The following is a 15,953-nucleotide window of genomic DNA, read 5'->3' as shown; positions in this document are numbered from 1 at the left end:
ATAAGCGCAGCAGGCGATGGATCTTCTCAATTTGCTAATTTTGCAACTAGTGTTGGATCTTTAAGTATAGCAGCTAATGATCAAACTCCAGGTGTTACTACTCTTAAAGGTGCTATGGCTGTGATGGATATAGTAGAAACTGCTACAGCAAATCTAGATGCCATTAGAGCTGATATTGGCGCGGTGCAAAATCAAATCACAGCTACACTAAATAACATCAGTGTAACTCAAGTAAATATCAAATCAGCTGAATCAAATATCAGAGATGTAGACTTTGCAGCAGAAAGTGCGAATTTCTCTAAATACAACATCTTAGCTCAAAGTGGATCTTATGCTATGAGTCAGGCTAATGCTGTGCAACAAAATGTTTTAAAACTCTTACAATAAATCCAAATAATATAAGGCAGTTTTGCCTTATATTAAATTTCTTTTTTCTAAAATATCTTGTAAAGGTATAATGGCTATTTTTAAAGCTTTTTCTTGGACTAAAGCTAACTCACTGATTTCTTCTAGCCAAGATTTATGTGCTGTAATCCAAGCAACAAGTTTATTTTGTTTATCGCTATCATTGTGCATAGGATTAACATAGATTTTTGAGAAATTACTTTCAAGATGAAATAAAGAAGGACTTAAAACTTCTCTTAAGAAAATGTATTTATTACTTTCTATAGTCTCTTTTAGTTGATCTATTTTTGTATTTAACTCATGTAAAGTATAGTGTGTTTTGCTTTGATAGTTTAATTCTTTATGTAATTTTTTACAAATTTTTAAGAATTTTTCATTAGCTTTTATATTTTGTTTGATTTGTTTGTAAGCTTTTAGCATAAGCTCTTGGCTATCTTTGCGTTTTGGCGGATTTAGCTTTGGAAAAGGTTTTTTTACCTCATCTTTTAAAAACTCTTTACAAATTTCTTTAAAAGGTTTTTCTATGGTTCCTTCTATCCTTGCTCCGCCTTCTGTGGCATTGTAAATTTTTGCTTTTGTTTGTTTGTGAAATAAACTTTCAAAAATTTGTTTAAATAACATCCAAACCTCTGAACTTTGCACATAAGTTTTTCCACCATAAGCTAAGGTTTCAAATTTTCCATGATCGCGTTCAAAATCTCCTTCGTGATAACTTTCATGTAAAAATCCTTCACTATGAGTTTGTCCATCATCACTATAAGCTAAATCTTGTCCTATTAAGATGATATTTTCATGCCCTAGTAAAAGTGCTAGTTCATAGTTTAAATGTGCTACACTCATTCCACCGCTTACATAGCCAAAATCATGCAATCCTAAAGAATAAGCAAAAGGTAATGATCTTGAAACTAAAATATATTTTCTTTTATTTTTTTCTAAAAATTTTATACTATCTTTATATACTAGTGAAACTAAAATAAAAGTAATGTCTTTATCAAATTCTTTAAAATCATTTTCAAAGCATTTTGATACTACATCATCTCTTTCTAGCATACAAACATAATCAGGTTTTATACCCGCCTTTGCTAAGATAGGATAAGCACTATCAGCGCAAAATATAGTAGCTTTGTTAGCATATTTTTTAAGTAAAGGAAGTTGTTTTTTTAAAGAAGGTCCAGTAGCTACCAATATAGCATTTTTACTTTTATTTGATCTTTTTTTCTTAAATTCGTTAAAACTTGGATGTGTAAGCATTTTAGGTAAGTTTAGAACAAATTGCTCTATACCTTGCATAGCATCAATTGGGTCATTTCCTCTTCTTAAGGCAATATTTTTAATAACTTTGGAATTTAAATCATTTATGTTTTTAATTTCTTCTTTTTGTTTTTCTTCATAAAATTCGCAATGAATATGCAGAGTGTAAGTTTTTAAAAATAAATTTAAAAAAGAGCACAATGTATCAGCTTTTGTATAGTTAAATTCCTTTGTATGGATTAAAATAAATCTACCTTCTAAAAGTTCTTTGGAAAAATCTATCATATTAAAAACTAAAAATATCAACTCAATATCTTTTTCGTATACAATAACTTTTTTATGTTCTTTATTTGCAAGCAAACTTTTGTAAAATATACCATTGCCTAATCCATAGAAAAAAAGTATAGGGTATCTTAAGTATTCTTTATTAAAAAGCTCAATTTTTTCTTGTAGTTCTTTTAAAGGATTTATATATAAATTTTTTATATTTTTATAACATATATTACAATTTAAAGGATCTTTATCAAAAACATAAATATAATCTTTAGCTTCTTTTATTCTACCTAATTTTCTTTTTAGTGTTTGATATTCACTTCCTTTTAAGGCTTTTAAATTTTTTTTAAAAATCTCTGTTTTCATTTTTATCCTTTTTGATTAAAAAAATAATATCGTCATTTTTTATGTTTTTTATCAAAAATTTGATGTGTTATTGTTTTAAATTTTCTTTTATAGTTTTATTATAATTTTCAAGATATAAAATAATCTCATCAAAAAAATCGATTTGTTGTTCTAAGAAAGATTTTGTATTTTTTTCTTTTTCAACTTTGTATTTTAAAACCTCACATTCATTTTGAAAGCATCTAGCTTGTAAAATATCTGAAAAAATTCACTTTTTGGGAGCTTAAGTCTTAGTTTTTCTAATCTTTCTAAGCTTTTATCTTTAATAGCTTTTTTACATTCATTGATAAAAATTTCACTTTGTTTTATTTGTTTGTTGAGTTTTTCTTTGCATTGTTTTAGTTTTTTTTGTGGATTTTTTGCTTTTGTTAAAATAATATTTTTTTCAATTTTTTCTTTTAAAAACTCTTCACAAATTTCTTTAAAAGGTTTTTCTATAGTTCCTTCTATCCTTGCCCCACCTTCTGTGGCATTATAAATTTTTGCTTTTGAATTTGTGATTAAATGTTCAAGATTAGTTTTAAACATATCCCATGCAATATGTGTTTTTACATAGCCCTTGCCACCATAAGCCAAAGTATCAATTTTTTCCAATCGACTTTCATAAGTTGGACTATGCTTGTAGTTTGTAGGGTGAGAGTGTCCTAGATCATTAAAAGCTAAGTCTTGTCCTATAAAAAAAATATTTTTAAAATTTAATAGATTGGCAAATATAAAAGCTAAATGTGCAACAGAAATTGCTAAATCAACATAACCAAAAGCATTTAAACCAAAATAAGTTTCAAAAGTTTCTTTTGATATACATATAAATTTTCTATTATTTTGCTCTAGATAGTTAATTGCATTAGGATGAACTAATGAAGTTAAAATAAATAATGTGTTTTTATCAAAATTTTTAAAGTCATTATTAAAAAATTCCGCAGTAATTTCTCCTCTTTCAACCATAAAAACATAATCAGGCTTGATATTTTCTTGATATAAAATAGGATAAGCACTATCAGCACAAAAAATTACCACATTATCTTGATACTGTTTGAGTAAAGGTAGCTGCTTGCTTAAAGATGGTCCAGTAGATACTATGATTGCATTTTTACTCAATGTATTTCTTTTATTTAGCAATTCTTTTAAGCAAGGTTTTGAAAGCATTTTTGGAATATTTTCCATGAATTGTTCTATCCCTTGTAAAGTATCTTTAGTGTCTGTTCCTTTTATAGTTGCAATAGATCTTATACAAGAGAGTATTTTTTGATTTAAATTTAAAATATCATTTGCAAATCTTTCATAGTATCTAGAATGTATTTCTAAAAAATATGTTCTTGTAAATTCTCTAAAAGGATTTCTTGACATTAAAGAAAGTAATGCAGAATTTGGCATATTGCATTGTGCTAAAATTAGTTTATTTGCTTTTAATTCTTTTGAAAAATCTATATGAAAAAACAAGCTATAGATTAATTCCAAGTTGTCTTCAAAAACTATGATATGCTTTAAATTTGGATTTTGCAAAAGAGCTTTATATAAAATTCCATTTCCAAATCCAAAAAAATAAAGCACAGGATATAATTTATACATTTGATCATATTTTGCCAGCATAGTATTTAATTCTAAAATAGGATTTTCATAAATTATCTTTCCTTGTTTATCTTTAATATTAATATCTAAAGAATCGTTTCCTTGTATTATTTTATATGGTGTTTTTTTGATGTTTTTAAAAAGTTTTTGAAAAGATGGGTTAAGGGATTGGATATTTTTCTTAAAAAGCTCATGATTCATAATTATGCCTTTAAATTTTCTTTTATAGTTTTATTATAATTTTCAAGATATAAAATAATCTCATCAAAAAAATCGATTTGTTGTTCTAAGAAAGATTTTGTATTTTTTTCTTTTTCAACTTTGTATTTTAAAACCTCACATTCATTTTGAAAGCATCTAGCTTGTAAAATATCTGAAAAAAATTCACTTTTTGGGAGCTTAAGTCTTAGTTTTTCTAATCTTTCTAAGCTTTTATCTTTAATAGCTTTTTTACATTCATTGATAAAAATTTCACTTTGTTTTATTTGTTTGTTGAGTTTTTCTTTGCATTGTTTTAGTTTTTTTTGTGGATTTTTTGCTTTTGTTAAAATAATATTTTTTTCAATTTTTTCTTTTAAAAACTCTTCACAAATTTCTTTAAAAGGTTTTTCTATAGTTCCTTCTATCCTTGCCCCACCTTCTGTGGCATTATAAGTTTTGATTTTTAATATATCTCTAGCTAGAGCTATATCTTTTTCAAAACTTTTTAAAAACAAATACCATGTGAGTTGTGTTTTTACTTCTTTATTGCCTCCATATGCACAGATTGTTTTATAAACAACTTCTTCATCTCCTTGATCACCATATAAATGTTCTTTTGGGTGAGACTTTCCATCATCACTATAAGCTAGATCTTGCCCTATTAAAATAATATTTTCAAATCTTAAAGCTCCAGCTAACTCATAAGCCATATTAGCAACACTCATGCCATTTCCCAAAAAACCATATTCATTTAAGCCAAGTTTGCTTTCAAAAAACAAAGGTCTTAAAACAAGCATATAATTTCTATTGTTTTTTTCTAAATATTCTATGGTTTTAGGATGAGTTAAAGAAGCTATGATAAATAATATATTTTTATCAAATTCTCCAAAATCATTATTAAAAAATTCGCTAGTAAAATCTACTCTTTCTAGTGAAAAGACATAATCAGGCTTAATTCCCTCTTTGGCTAAGATAGCATAAGAGCTATCAGCACTAAAAATCACAACATTTTCTTGGTATTTTTTTAAAAGCGGAAGTTGTTTCATCAAAGAAGGACCTGTTGAAACTATAATGGCATTTTTTGCTTTTGCTTTTCTATCTTTTATTAGATTTTTAAAAGGCGTATGAGTGATGATTTTTTCTAAATTTATAATATTATGTTTTATTCCTAGCAAAGCATCTTTTGGGTCATTTCCACGAGCAAGCATTAGTGTTTTTATGAGATTTAATAAAATTTGCATCACATTTTGAGCATTGGGTGTATAAAAATTAATATAAAAATCATTATAAAAATGAAAATTGAAAATTTTCAGCGTATGTTTGATTTGTGGATAATTAAATAAAACTTTAAGTTGAGCGGTGTTGATATTTGGTGTAAAAAACAAAATAAGTTTTTCTTTTCTAAGAAGCGTGGTAAAATCAATCATATGAAAAGCTAGATATAAAATTTCTAATTCTTCTTCAAAAATAACAATATGTTTTAAATTCTGATTTTTTAAAAGTTCTATAAAAAATTTTCCATCGCCAAAACCATAAAAAAATAATACTGGATATAATTGAAATTTATCATAATCAAAAGAATGATTTTCATCTAAAAAAACTTGATTTTGCAAATCAAAAATTTTATTTTCTATGATTTTAAATTTATGATTTTGAGTGATTTTTCTCAACTCATAAGCTAGTATTTGATCTACTTCAAAAAGAGCTTGGGTGTTTTTTAAAAATAATTCTTTATTCATTTAAAGTCCAAATTTTTATTTTATTATATCAAAATTACTATATTTTATAAAAACATTAAAACAAGGTATTTTTTATCCTTGAAATTTGTTTTTGGAGATTTTTATTTATCAATTCTTTTTCTAAATTTGTAATATTTTTTTCTAGACTTTCTTGTAATTTTTTTATATGGCCTATTATAAGTTCTAACCATTCTAAGTGTTCTTTAATCCAAAGATAATTTTTGTTAAAAACATCTTCTTTTGTTTTTGGGTTAAGTACATAAATTCTAGCAAGATTAAGCTCAAATTGAGTGTTTAAAGGATTAACTAATTCTTTTAAAACATTTATTTTTTCAAATTTAGTTTTAAAACAATCTAATTCTTTAATCAATAATGAAAAATTCTTTTCATCATTTCCCATAAAATTTAATTTGTTTGATAAGTGAATGCATTCTTTGATTAAAGTATGGCATAGCTTTAAAACTTGATGAATTTTGTAAAATGCTTTTAACATTAATTCTTTTTGCTTGTTCTCATTTAATTTTTCAAGTTTAGCAAAAGGTTTTTTGAGTTCTTTTGTTAGTAGTTCTTTGCATACTTGTTTAAATGGTTTTTCTATGGTATGATTAATTCTGGCTCCACCTTCGGTGCAATTATAGGTTGTGATCTTCATGTTAGAAGAAATAAAAAATTCCAACATTTGTTTAAAAATCATCCAAGTTTCATTTGTTTTTACATAATGATTCCCATTGTAAGCTAATGTTGTTAAGCTATAATCAATTTCTTGAGGATCGTAAGTATCATATTTTCCATAGTAATATTCTTCAGGATGTGAAGCTCCATCATCAGCATAAGCTAAGTCCTGGCCTATAAATATAATATTTTTAAAATCTAAATTTAGGGCTAAAAAATATGCCATAGTTGCTACACTAGGAGATGAGTGTAAATTGCCAAAATTTTTTAGCTTAAGATGGTGGGTAAAACCTGAGCTTCTTTGTAAAAATGTAATTTTATGATTTTTATTTAAAAATGTAACTGTGTTTTTATGAACAACATTAGCTAAAACAAACACTATATCCTTGTCAAAATCACCAAAATCATTATTAAAAAATTCTGAAGTTTCTATTACTCTTTCTAAAGATAATACATAATCAGGTTTTATATTGTGTTTTGCTAGTATAGGATAAGCACTATCAGCACAAAATATACTAGCATAATTAGCATATTGCTTTAATAAAGGAAGTTGTTTTATTAGCGATGGTCCTGTAGAAACTATGATTGCGTTTTTTGCTTGTTTTTTTCTTTTTAAAAGTAATTCTTTGAAAGAATAATTTGAGATAATATCAGGAAGATTATAAACAAAATTTTCTATACCTTGTAAGGCATCTTGAGATGAATTTCCATTGCTTAATACAACTTGCTTTATGTGTTCTTGTATTTTTATGTTGAGTTTTAAAATATCTTCTTGATATTTTTCATAATAATCGCAGTGTAAATCTAAAAAATATGTTCTTAAAAAATTAAAGAAAGGGTTATTGTAGAAAAGTATTTGAAAATCAATCGCTTTTAAATCATTATTATCTAAAATAATCAAAGAATTATTTTCTAATTCCTCACTAAAATCTATACATCGAAAACTTAGATAAATAAATTCTATTTCTTTTTCAAAAATAACTATTTTTTGTCTATTTTTGTTTTGTAAAAGGGCTTTATATAAAATTCCATTACCAAAACCATAAAAATAAAGCACAGGGTATAAAAGATATTTATCATTATATAAGTTTAGTTTTTCATTTAACTCACTAAGAGTATTGCTATATAGTGTATACCCCCCCCCATGATGTATAAAATTAATATCTAGGGAGTCTTTTCCTTGTAGAATTTGGAAATTTTGGGGTTTAAAATTTTCTAATTTTTCTTTTAATTTTTTATTTTTTAAAGCTTCTAAATTTTTATTAAAAATATGTTTTTCCATGATTATTCCTTGAAATGTTTTTCTTCTAAAGCTTTAGCAAATTCTATATCACAACTTGCTTTTTTACCAAGCATGATAGGTAAAAATTTAGGATGCAAACCTAGGCTCGGTCTTACGCTTTTTATATTTTCTCGTGTGAAAATATCACCTTTTTTGATGTCTTTGCTTGCGTATAAACTTCTTGCAAAATGGCGGTTTTTTAAAGTTTTTTCATCCATGCTAAATTCTTTGTTTCCTAAAGCTTGCTCGCTTAAACGCACCATAGAACACATTTGCTTAAATTCCTCAAAATCAAGACTAAATTTAGCATCAGCGCTATTTAAAGTTTTGTCTAATATAAAATGTTTTTCTATAACTCTTGCACCAAGAGCTACGGCTAAAGTTGGTGCTAAAAATCCCTCGCTATGATCACTTAAACCAATAATAGTGTTAAATTTTTCTTGTAAAGTTTTTATGACATTTAAATTTAAATCACAAATTTGTGAAGGATAAGCTGAGGTGCATTTTAGCAAAATCAAATTCGGATTGTTTTCTTCTTTAAAAATTTTAACAATCATTTCAAGTTCTTCTTCATAGGCTATGCCTGTAGAAACTAAAGTAGGTTTGTTTTCTTTTGCTACATAACGCAAAAAATCATAATCATTTGCTTCAAAGGAAGCGATTTTATAAGCTGGGGGATTAAATTGCCTTAAAAAATTTACATCTTCTTTAGAAAAAGGACTAGAAAAGCAAATTAAACCTTCATTTTTAGCACATTCAAAAAGTTTTTCATGCCACTCATAAGGAGTTTTAGCTTCTTCGTAGAGCTCATATAGTTTGCGTCCATGCCATAAACCACCTTCAATAATAAAATCTTTTTTGTCAGAATTTAGTGTTAAGCTATCTGGGGTATAGGTTTGAATTTTTATAGCATCAGCTCCTGCTTGTTTGGCTGCTTGTATAGTTTTTAAAGCTATTTCAAGACTATTTGCATGATTGGCTGAAAGTTCAGCGATGATGAAAACCTTTTCATTTGTGTTAAAATTTTCTATAAACATTAAAAAACCTTTTTTAATTTAAATAAAAATTTACTATATTTTATATTTTAATTATTAATTATGATTAAAGGTTTATTTAGTAAAATAAATTTATTATAAAGTTATCTAAGGAAAAAACTATGACTAAAACACTAGAATATTCGATTTATCACTTTTGTGAACACATTTTAAAACTTAAAATTACACCAACAAGCGTGATTAGAGGCGAGCTTTATGGGGCTTCTATACCTTTGTATTTTAAAGATGAAGAATATAGTTTTTATCTGTTTTTTCAAAAAAAGGCTCTTAATGAGATTGCGCAATTTTTATTGCATGAAGAGTTAAAAGAAGATGATCTAGCAGATTTAGTAAAAGAAGTAGCTAATCAAATTATAGGTTATGCCAAAAAATTACTTAATGACACTAATGGCAAAGATGAATATCGCTTGGGTGTTCCTGAATATTTAGGACGTATTGATGGATTTTCAAAAATCAAACTCAAAGAAAAATTTACTTATGAAATGAAAAATGCTCGTTTTAGAATAGGTTATAAAAAATTATGATAGAAGATCATTTAGGATTGTTGCAATCTTATGAAGATATTTTAGATATTAGCGTTGATTTTGTTAGTGAGCTTGGTACTACTAATATGAGTGTAAGAGAACTTTTAAAGCTAGAAGTTGGTTCTGTGATAGACCTTGAAAAGCCAGCGGGTGAAAGCGTGGAACTTTATTTAAATAGAAGAATTTTTGGAAAAGGTGAGGTAATGGTGTATGAGAAAAACCTTGCTATAAGGATTAATGAAATTTTAGATTCTAAATCAGTATTGCAGTATTTCAAAAAAGAATTGCAATGAAATTTATTTGGATTTTACTACTTGCTTTACCTCTTTTTGGGGCAAAAATTCTTGATTACAATATTTATCCAAGAGAAGATAGGGTGGATATTACTTTTTCATTTGATGTTCCTTATAAAGAAGGTATTAGTCAAAAGAAAAAAGATGGTATTATTATTTTTACTTTAAATGCTAAAAGTGCAAAAGAGGAAGATAGAGCGTTAAATTCTGATATTATAAAAAAAATTAAAATTTTTTCAGAAGATAAAAAAACTTTTATAGCTTTAAGTGTAGGTAATAAAATACAAATTACCGCTGATGCGATTGGTGAATATGGTTTAAGATTGCGTGCTCGAAAAGAAGGTGTAAATTTAAGTACTAAAAAAAGCTTAGAGGAAAAAAACGAGGAAATAAAAATGCAAGAATATGATTTTACAAATTATATTTTAGTTGTAAGCGTTTTGATACTTTTGCTTGTTGGACTTTGGTTTTTAAAAATATATCTAAGACAAAAACACCCTTTAGATAGGAATTTTAATTTAATCTTTCAAAGACCACTTGATAGACACAATCAACTTGTAGTTTTTGAATATGGTTTAAAGCGTTATACTATGATTATAGGAAATTCTAATGTGGTATTAGAAACAAATGAAGCTTTGATAAAAAATGAAGAACAAAACAAAGCACCTCAAAAGCCAAAAGAAAAAGATTTTGACTCTTATTTTGAAGAAAATAAACAAAGATTGCAAAATTTACTTTTAAAACAAAATAATTAATTTTGCTGATTAAAAGCTAAAATGATAAGTTTTGGCTTCGAAATTTTTTTGATTTCTTCTTTTGAAAAATAAATTTGTTTTTTAGTCGAGTATATATACAAAGTATGATTTTTTAGCGTGAAATCAAGATTCTCATCAGTGTCTTTTGCAAGTTTTTTTGATAAAGCTAAAATAAAATTAAGCCAAGCTAATATGTGATTATTTGGTAGTAAATCTTTTATATTTTCTATCGCAAATGGATTGATTTTTTTTCCATTAGCTTTTAAAATAGTAGAAATTAATAAAATTTCTTTATGTGAAAAACCAAAATGCAGGCTATTTAGAGCTATATAAGCACTATGTTCATTGGCAAAATAGAAATTAATTCTCTCGCCTATATGCGATAATTTTGCAGCATTTATAAGATCTTTTTTAAAAGCAAGATTAATTTTATGGATAGGCAAAAGAGTATCAAATAGTTTATTTGCAAAATAAGCACTTTTATCATTATAATCTATACTAAAACGATCTTGTATAGATTTTAAGCTTGGATTGAAATTCGGAGGAAATTTGGCATTAAATTTTGAAAAATCCGTTGTTTCGTTTTTTATTTTAGTATATTTTTGAAAAAGATTAGATAAAAATACACCTTCTCTAACACCCACTGCAGAGGTGATGATATTTTTAGCTTTTAAATTTTTTGCTAGTGCTAAAAATATCACACATCCTTCTTTTATAGTATCAAAACGATCTTTTTTTATGTTAAAATCATTTAAATTTTTAGCATTTTGAATTTTTTCTATGTGATTTTTTTCTTTTTCAAAACTATAACTAAAATTATGAATCATTTTTAACGGGTAAGAGTTTTTTTTCATTATAGAATTTGACAATGCCCTTAAACTTCCACCTATGGCAATGATATTTTCATTTTGAAAATGCTTTGGAACTTGTTTTAGTGCTTCTTGTATAAATTGGTCTAGTGCATTAAATTTTTTTGTATCGTAAAAAATTTCTTTTAATCTTACTGTGCCAAGATCAAGTGAAATACAATCTACAATCTTACCTTCTTTGATTAAACAAAGCTCAGTCGATCCTCCACCTATATCTATAGTGGTGGCATTTTGAATATCTGATAGTAAATTTAGCGCAGCAAGCCCACCTAAAAATGACTCCGTTTTTCCATTAATACATTTTATATTTAAACCTACATTTTTTGCTATTCTAGCTATGAAATCTTTAGCATTGGGTGCATCTCTTAATGCAGAAGTTCCAACAGCAATAATTTTTCTACATTTTTCTTTTAAAGCTTTTTCCTTAAAATAAGTTAAAGCTTTTTCGGCTTTAAGCATGGCTTCTTCTTGAAGAATTTTATTATTATTGTAAGCATTTTCTCCAAGTCTTACTTTCTTTTTGTGCTCACTACAAATGAAAAAACCATATCTTGAGGTTTTTTCAAAAACTACCATACGAACGGAATTAGAGCCAAGGTCAATTACTGCTGTTTTTTTAGCCATTAAATATCTTTATTTTTATGTTTTAAGCGAAGCTCATCAATGCTTTCTACATTATCAGGATCAGGTATGATACAATCTACTGGACAAGCTACTATACAAGCTGGTTCTGAAAATTCATTCACACATTCAGTACAAAGATCAGGATCTATGACATAAATTGGATCATTATCATAGATTGCTTCATCGGGACATTCTTCCCTACATGCATCACAGGATATGCATTCTCTAGTGATTAAAAGTGACATATTTTTTTCCTTTTTATAAGTAATAAAGCAAACTTATACTATATAAAAACTTATAGGTAATTTAAAATGAAAGAAAAAACAAAATCTACTTTTTAGAATGATTAAATCATTCTAAAATTTTAGTTAGTTTTTTTAGGAAAACAAAAACGATACCCTCTACGACGCACGGTTTCTATGGTAGAGATATTAAGCGGTTTATCCATTTTTTGTCTTATTTGATTGATTGCAACCTCTATAACATTTGGAGTTACAAGTTCAGGTTCTTCCCAAATAGCATCTAAAAGTTGTTCTTTTGACACAATCTGATCTGAATGTCTAGCTAAATGAGTTAAAACTTCAAAAGGTTTTCCTTTTAATTCTATATCTTTTCCTTGATAAGTGATTTTTTCTTCATCAGGATCAATCACTAAATCATCGATTTTGATCACATTTGTTCCGCCAAATCTAAGTCTAGCTTCAATTCTCGCCATTAAAATTTCAAAATCTAAAGGTTTTTTTATATAATCATCTGCTCCAGCTTTCAAAGCTTTGATTTCATTTTCTTTATCTGCTTTTGCGCATATTGTAACTATAGCGGTTCTTGGAGATTTTTGCTTAATGGCATTAATTAAATCACTTGCATCATTATTGCCAATAGTCCAATTTGATAATACTAAATCATAGTGTCTAATACCTATAAAATACTCAGCGTCTTTAAAATTTTCTGAAGTATCACTTTGATAGCCAAACTCATTTAAGGTATTTGATAGAGTTTTATTAAGTGATGCTTCATCTTCTACAACTAAAATACGCATTTTATTCCTTTGAAGATAGTTTTAGTGCAAAAGTATAACACAAATTAAGCAAATGTTCAAAATTCTTTAAAAAAATTTTAATATTTTTTACTCAGACTAGCTCCAACGCATGCATTTTTGATAATATCAGGTTTGTAACAAGTGATATTTATAAATTTAAGCTTTTTATTATGTTTTTTAATATCTTTGCATATGTATTTTAAAGATTTTTCTATAGTTTTAAATTTTTTCTTTTTATAAATTTTTTCTATTCTAATACAAAGTTTTGCATAATCTAAAAATTTTTTACTTTTAGCTTCTAGTTCTATAATAACTTTTTGTTCTTGAATTCTTTCAAAATCCAAAAGCCCTATAATACATTTAAATTCTAAACTGACTTTTATATGACTTTGCATTCTTGTTTTCCAATAAGCCTTAAAATATTTGGTATATGTTTATAAATTACTATAAATGCAATAATAAAAATTGGTGCATGGGTGTTGATCACAGGCATGTCATAATGAAAAATAAATGAAGTAGCTATTAAAACAATTAAAGCTCCTAATGAAGCTAAGCTTGAAATTTTAAATACCTTTCCTATGATAAACCAAGCTAAAACCGCAGATATTATTTCAAAAGGTAAAAATACTGCTAAGACCCCAGCCCCTGTAGCCACTCCTTTACCACCTTCAAATTTTAAATAAGGAGAAAAGCAGTGCCCAAATACTGCTAAAACAGCCATAGTCCATAAGATATTTTCATCATAGCCCATAAATTTTGCCACTAATATAGGTATGATTCCTTTTAATGCGTCTAAAATAGCGGTTGCAATAGCAAGTATTTTAGCTAGTTTAGGATCGCTTTCTTTTACTACCCTTAAAACATTTGTAGCGCCTATACTTTTACTACCCATATTTTTAATGTTTGTTTTAGCAAAAATTTGAGCTAGTAAAAGCCCAAATGGTATAGCGCCTATAAGATAAGCTAAAAGATAGATTATTAAATTTTCCATTTACTTTTCCCTAAGATTTTTGTAAAACTCTGTAATAATAGCAAAAAACCCTGAAATAAATATTTAAGAGATATTTTATCCTATAATAATTTTTATTGTTAAATATAAATTTTTTATATTATTTAAAGAAAATTATAGATATATTTTCAATAAGTTTATTTTAAATAGGCTTTATTTTATCTTATTTAGGAGTAGATAATGAAAAAAATTTCATTATTAGTTGCATCATCATTATTAGTTGCATCAACTGCTTTTGCTAACGATAAAGCTTTGCTTGATGAAGCAAAAGCTGCAGGTTTGGCACCTTTACCAAAAGATCAGACAGGTGTTGAAAAACTATTAAAAGAAATGGGTATTAAAGCTAGTAAATTCTCTAAAGAGAAAGCTAACCTTGGTAAAAAGCTGTATTTTGAGCCAAGACTTTCTAAAAGTGGTTTGATTTCTTGTAATACCTGTCATAATTTAGGTATGGGTGGTACTGATGGTATAGCGGCTGCTGTAGGACATAAATGGACAGCTAATCCTCATCATTTAAATTCACCAACAGTTTATAACTCAGTTTTAAATTCAACTCAATTTTGGGATGGTAGAGCAGGAACTTTAGCAGACCAAGCAAAAGGGCCAATCGAAGCAGAACCTGAAATGGCAACTCCTGCTAAATTAGCAGTAGAAAAAATAGCTTCTATGCCAGAATATGTAAAAGAATTTAAAAAAGTTTATGGTAGCAGTGGAGTAACTTTTGATAATATTGCAGATGCTATTGCTACATTTGAAAGAACACTTTTAACTCCATCTAAATTTGATAAATTCTTAGAAGGTGATACAAAAGCATTAAATAAAAAAGAAAAAGAAGGTTTGAAAACTTTCATCGATAAAGGCTGTACAGCTTGTCATACAGGGGTAAATTTAGGTGGTAGTATGCAGGCTTTCCAAGTAGCAGCTAAATATAAATTTGCAAATGTAGGAGATTTTAAAGGTGATGCAAATGGCTTAGTTAAAACTCCAACCTTAAGAAATATTGCTGAAACTGCTCCGTATTTTCACAATGGTGCTATTTGGTCTTTACAAGAAGCAATCAAAGAAATGGGCAGTGTGCAACTTGGCATAGAAATTTCTGATAAAGAAGCAGCTTCTATAGAAACTTTCTTACATGCCCTAACAGGTAAAAAACCAAGCATTACTTACCCTCAACTTCCAAAAGCAACTGAAAAAACTCCAAAACCAGAGCTTTAATTTAAATCTTAAGACGCTTTTTTGCGTCTTAAGCTTACTTTATATAAAATCAAGATATAATTACTACTTTTAGCCATTAAAGCTTTCTAAATTTATGTTTATGCATAATGCTTTATGGTGCTACCAAAATATTTTAAGAAAGGATAGCTGTATGTATGCTATTATAAAACACAGTGGAAAACAATACAGAGTAAGCCAAGGTGATGAGCTTAAACTAGATCGTTTTGAAGCTGAAGCAAAATCAAGCATAGAAGTAAGTGAAGTTCTTGCTATATGCGATAAAGAATTAAAGGTAGGTGCGCCGTTTGTTGCGGGTGCAAAAGTTGTTTTAGAAGTGATTGCTCATGGAAAAGACAAAAAAGTTGTGATTTATAAAAAAAGACGCAGAAAAGACTCAAAATTAAAACGCGGTTTTAGAAGACAATTTACTCGCGTTAGAGTAGTAGATATTAAAGCTTAAGGAGTAAAGAATGGCACACAAGAAAGGTCAAGGTTCAACTCAGAATAATCGTGATTCTATAGGTCGTCGTCTAGGTGTTAAAAAATTTGGTGGAGAATTTGTTCGCGCTGGCAACATCATCATCCGCCAAAGAGGAACAGCAACTCATGCGGGTAATAATGTAGGCATAGGAAAAGATCATACAATTTTTGCTTTAATTGATGGTTTCGTAAAATTCGAAAGAAAAGATAAAAATAGAAAAAAAGTTTCTGTTTATCCTGCATAATTTTAAGGCTACTTTGTAGCCTTTTTCTTCTTTTTAATCTTAATATAT

The 15,953-nt window shown here is 27.3% G+C and carries 17 protein-coding genes; 7 read left to right on the top strand and 10 right to left on the bottom strand.

From position 1 onward, the window contains the following. Positions 1-387: flagellin (locus tag L8W69_RS07510; RefSeq protein WP_263666807.1), on the top strand; the 387-nt coding region annotated here is incomplete at its 5' end. A gap of 27 nt (positions 388-414) precedes the next feature. Here L8W69_RS07510 and L8W69_RS07505 read toward each other — a convergent pair. From L8W69_RS07505 to pseI, 5 genes are all read right to left on the bottom strand, one after another. Beyond that, entirely contained in the window at positions 415-2,295 is a 1,881-nt protein-coding gene (locus L8W69_RS07505) for a motility associated factor glycosyltransferase family protein (protein ID WP_263666806.1), read from the bottom strand. 192 nt (positions 2,296-2,487) lie between these two features. After that, positions 2,488-4,104: a motility associated factor glycosyltransferase family protein gene (locus L8W69_RS07500; RefSeq protein ID WP_263666805.1), complete on the bottom strand. Its 1,617-nt coding sequence runs from the start codon at positions 4,102-4,104 to the stop codon at positions 2,488-2,490. 2 nt (positions 4,105-4,106) lie between these two features. Next, on the bottom strand, positions 4,107-5,843 hold the full coding sequence (locus L8W69_RS07495) for a motility associated factor glycosyltransferase family protein (protein WP_263665827.1): 1,737 nt from the start codon (positions 5,841-5,843) through the stop codon (positions 4,107-4,109). Positions 5,844-5,898: 55 nt separating this feature from the next. Continuing rightward, positions 5,899-7,797, bottom strand: coding sequence for a motility associated factor glycosyltransferase family protein (locus L8W69_RS07490; protein WP_263666804.1), 1,899 nt, complete (start codon positions 7,795-7,797; stop codon positions 5,899-5,901). 2 nt (positions 7,798-7,799) lie between these two features. Next, positions 7,800-8,834 carry a pseudaminic acid synthase gene (pseI, locus tag L8W69_RS07485; protein WP_263666803.1) on the bottom strand — a complete coding sequence of 345 codons (1,035 nt, stop codon included), beginning with the start codon at positions 8,832-8,834 and terminating at the stop codon, positions 7,800-7,802. A gap of 119 nt (positions 8,835-8,953) precedes the next feature. Here pseI and L8W69_RS07480 point away from each other — a divergent pair, with 119 nt between their 5' ends. From L8W69_RS07480 to L8W69_RS07470, 3 genes are read left to right on the top strand one after another with little or no spacing between them, the layout of a single operon-like run. Further along, complete coding sequence (locus L8W69_RS07480) at positions 8,954-9,376, top strand: chemotaxis protein CheX (protein WP_133319685.1); 423 nt, start codon at positions 8,954-8,956, stop codon at positions 9,374-9,376. Beyond that, entirely contained in the window at positions 9,373-9,669 is a 297-nt protein-coding gene (gene fliN, locus L8W69_RS07475) for a flagellar motor switch protein FliN (RefSeq protein WP_133319684.1), read from the top strand. The genes L8W69_RS07480 and fliN overlap by 4 nt, the downstream gene beginning before the upstream one ends. Next, positions 9,666-10,424: a hypothetical protein gene (locus L8W69_RS07470; RefSeq protein ID WP_133319683.1), complete on the top strand. Its 759-nt coding sequence runs from the start codon at positions 9,666-9,668 to the stop codon at positions 10,422-10,424. Before fliN ends, L8W69_RS07470 begins: the two co-directional genes overlap by 4 nt. Here the strand turns inward: L8W69_RS07470 and L8W69_RS07465 are convergent. The 5 genes from L8W69_RS07465 to plsY all read right to left on the bottom strand — a co-directional run bounded on the left by L8W69_RS07465 (position 10,421) and on the right by plsY (position 13,947). Continuing rightward, complete coding sequence (locus L8W69_RS07465) at positions 10,421-11,917, bottom strand: Ppx/GppA phosphatase family protein (RefSeq protein WP_263659707.1); 1,497 nt, start codon at positions 11,915-11,917, stop codon at positions 10,421-10,423. The genes L8W69_RS07470 and L8W69_RS07465 overlap by 4 nt on opposite strands. Next, the gene (locus L8W69_RS07460) at positions 11,917-12,162 is read right to left on the bottom strand and encodes a YfhL family 4Fe-4S dicluster ferredoxin (protein WP_012660922.1); all 246 of its coding nucleotides are present in this window, start codon (positions 12,160-12,162) and stop codon (positions 11,917-11,919) included. Before L8W69_RS07460 ends, L8W69_RS07465 begins: the two co-directional genes overlap by 1 nt. A 119-nt stretch (positions 12,163-12,281) precedes the next feature. Beyond that, positions 12,282-12,956 carry a homeostatic response regulator transcription factor HsrA gene (gene hsrA, locus L8W69_RS07455; protein WP_133319681.1) on the bottom strand — a complete coding sequence of 225 codons (675 nt, stop codon included), beginning with the start codon at positions 12,954-12,956 and terminating at the stop codon, positions 12,282-12,284. A gap of 77 nt (positions 12,957-13,033) precedes the next feature. Further along, complete coding sequence (locus tag L8W69_RS07450) at positions 13,034-13,351, bottom strand: dihydroneopterin aldolase (RefSeq protein ID WP_133319680.1); 318 nt, start codon at positions 13,349-13,351, stop codon at positions 13,034-13,036. Beyond that, positions 13,336-13,947 carry a glycerol-3-phosphate 1-O-acyltransferase PlsY gene (gene plsY, locus L8W69_RS07445; RefSeq protein ID WP_220566512.1) on the bottom strand — a complete coding sequence of 204 codons (612 nt, stop codon included), beginning with the start codon at positions 13,945-13,947 and terminating at the stop codon, positions 13,336-13,338. The genes L8W69_RS07450 and plsY overlap by 16 nt, the downstream gene beginning before the upstream one ends. Positions 13,948-14,145: 198 nt before the next feature. Here plsY and L8W69_RS07440 point away from each other — a divergent pair, with 198 nt between their 5' ends. From L8W69_RS07440 to rpmA, 3 genes are all read left to right on the top strand, one after another. Further along, a complete protein-coding gene (locus L8W69_RS07440; protein WP_133319678.1) occupies positions 14,146-15,180 on the top strand; it encodes a cytochrome-c peroxidase in 1,035 nt (344 codons plus the stop codon). A 151-nt stretch (positions 15,181-15,331) separates the two neighbouring features. Continuing rightward, positions 15,332-15,640, top strand: a complete 309-nt coding sequence (rplU, locus tag L8W69_RS07435; protein WP_263659711.1) for a 50S ribosomal protein L21 — start codon at positions 15,332-15,334, stop codon at positions 15,638-15,640. 10 nt (positions 15,641-15,650) lie between these two features. Next, the gene (rpmA, locus tag L8W69_RS07430; protein WP_039649045.1) at positions 15,651-15,905 is read left to right on the top strand and encodes a 50S ribosomal protein L27; all 255 of its coding nucleotides are present in this window, start codon (positions 15,651-15,653) and stop codon (positions 15,903-15,905) included. The last annotated feature ends 48 nt before the right edge of the window (positions 15,906-15,953 follow it).

Origin of the sequence: Campylobacter sp. CNRCH_2016_3089 (assembly GCF_025772505.1) — a bacterium.
Taxonomy (GTDB): domain Bacteria; phylum Campylobacterota; class Campylobacteria; order Campylobacterales; family Campylobacteraceae; genus Campylobacter_D; species Campylobacter_D lari_D.
The sequence above is the reverse complement of the archived record's forward strand: the minus strand, read 5'-3'. Positions and strand labels throughout refer to the sequence as shown.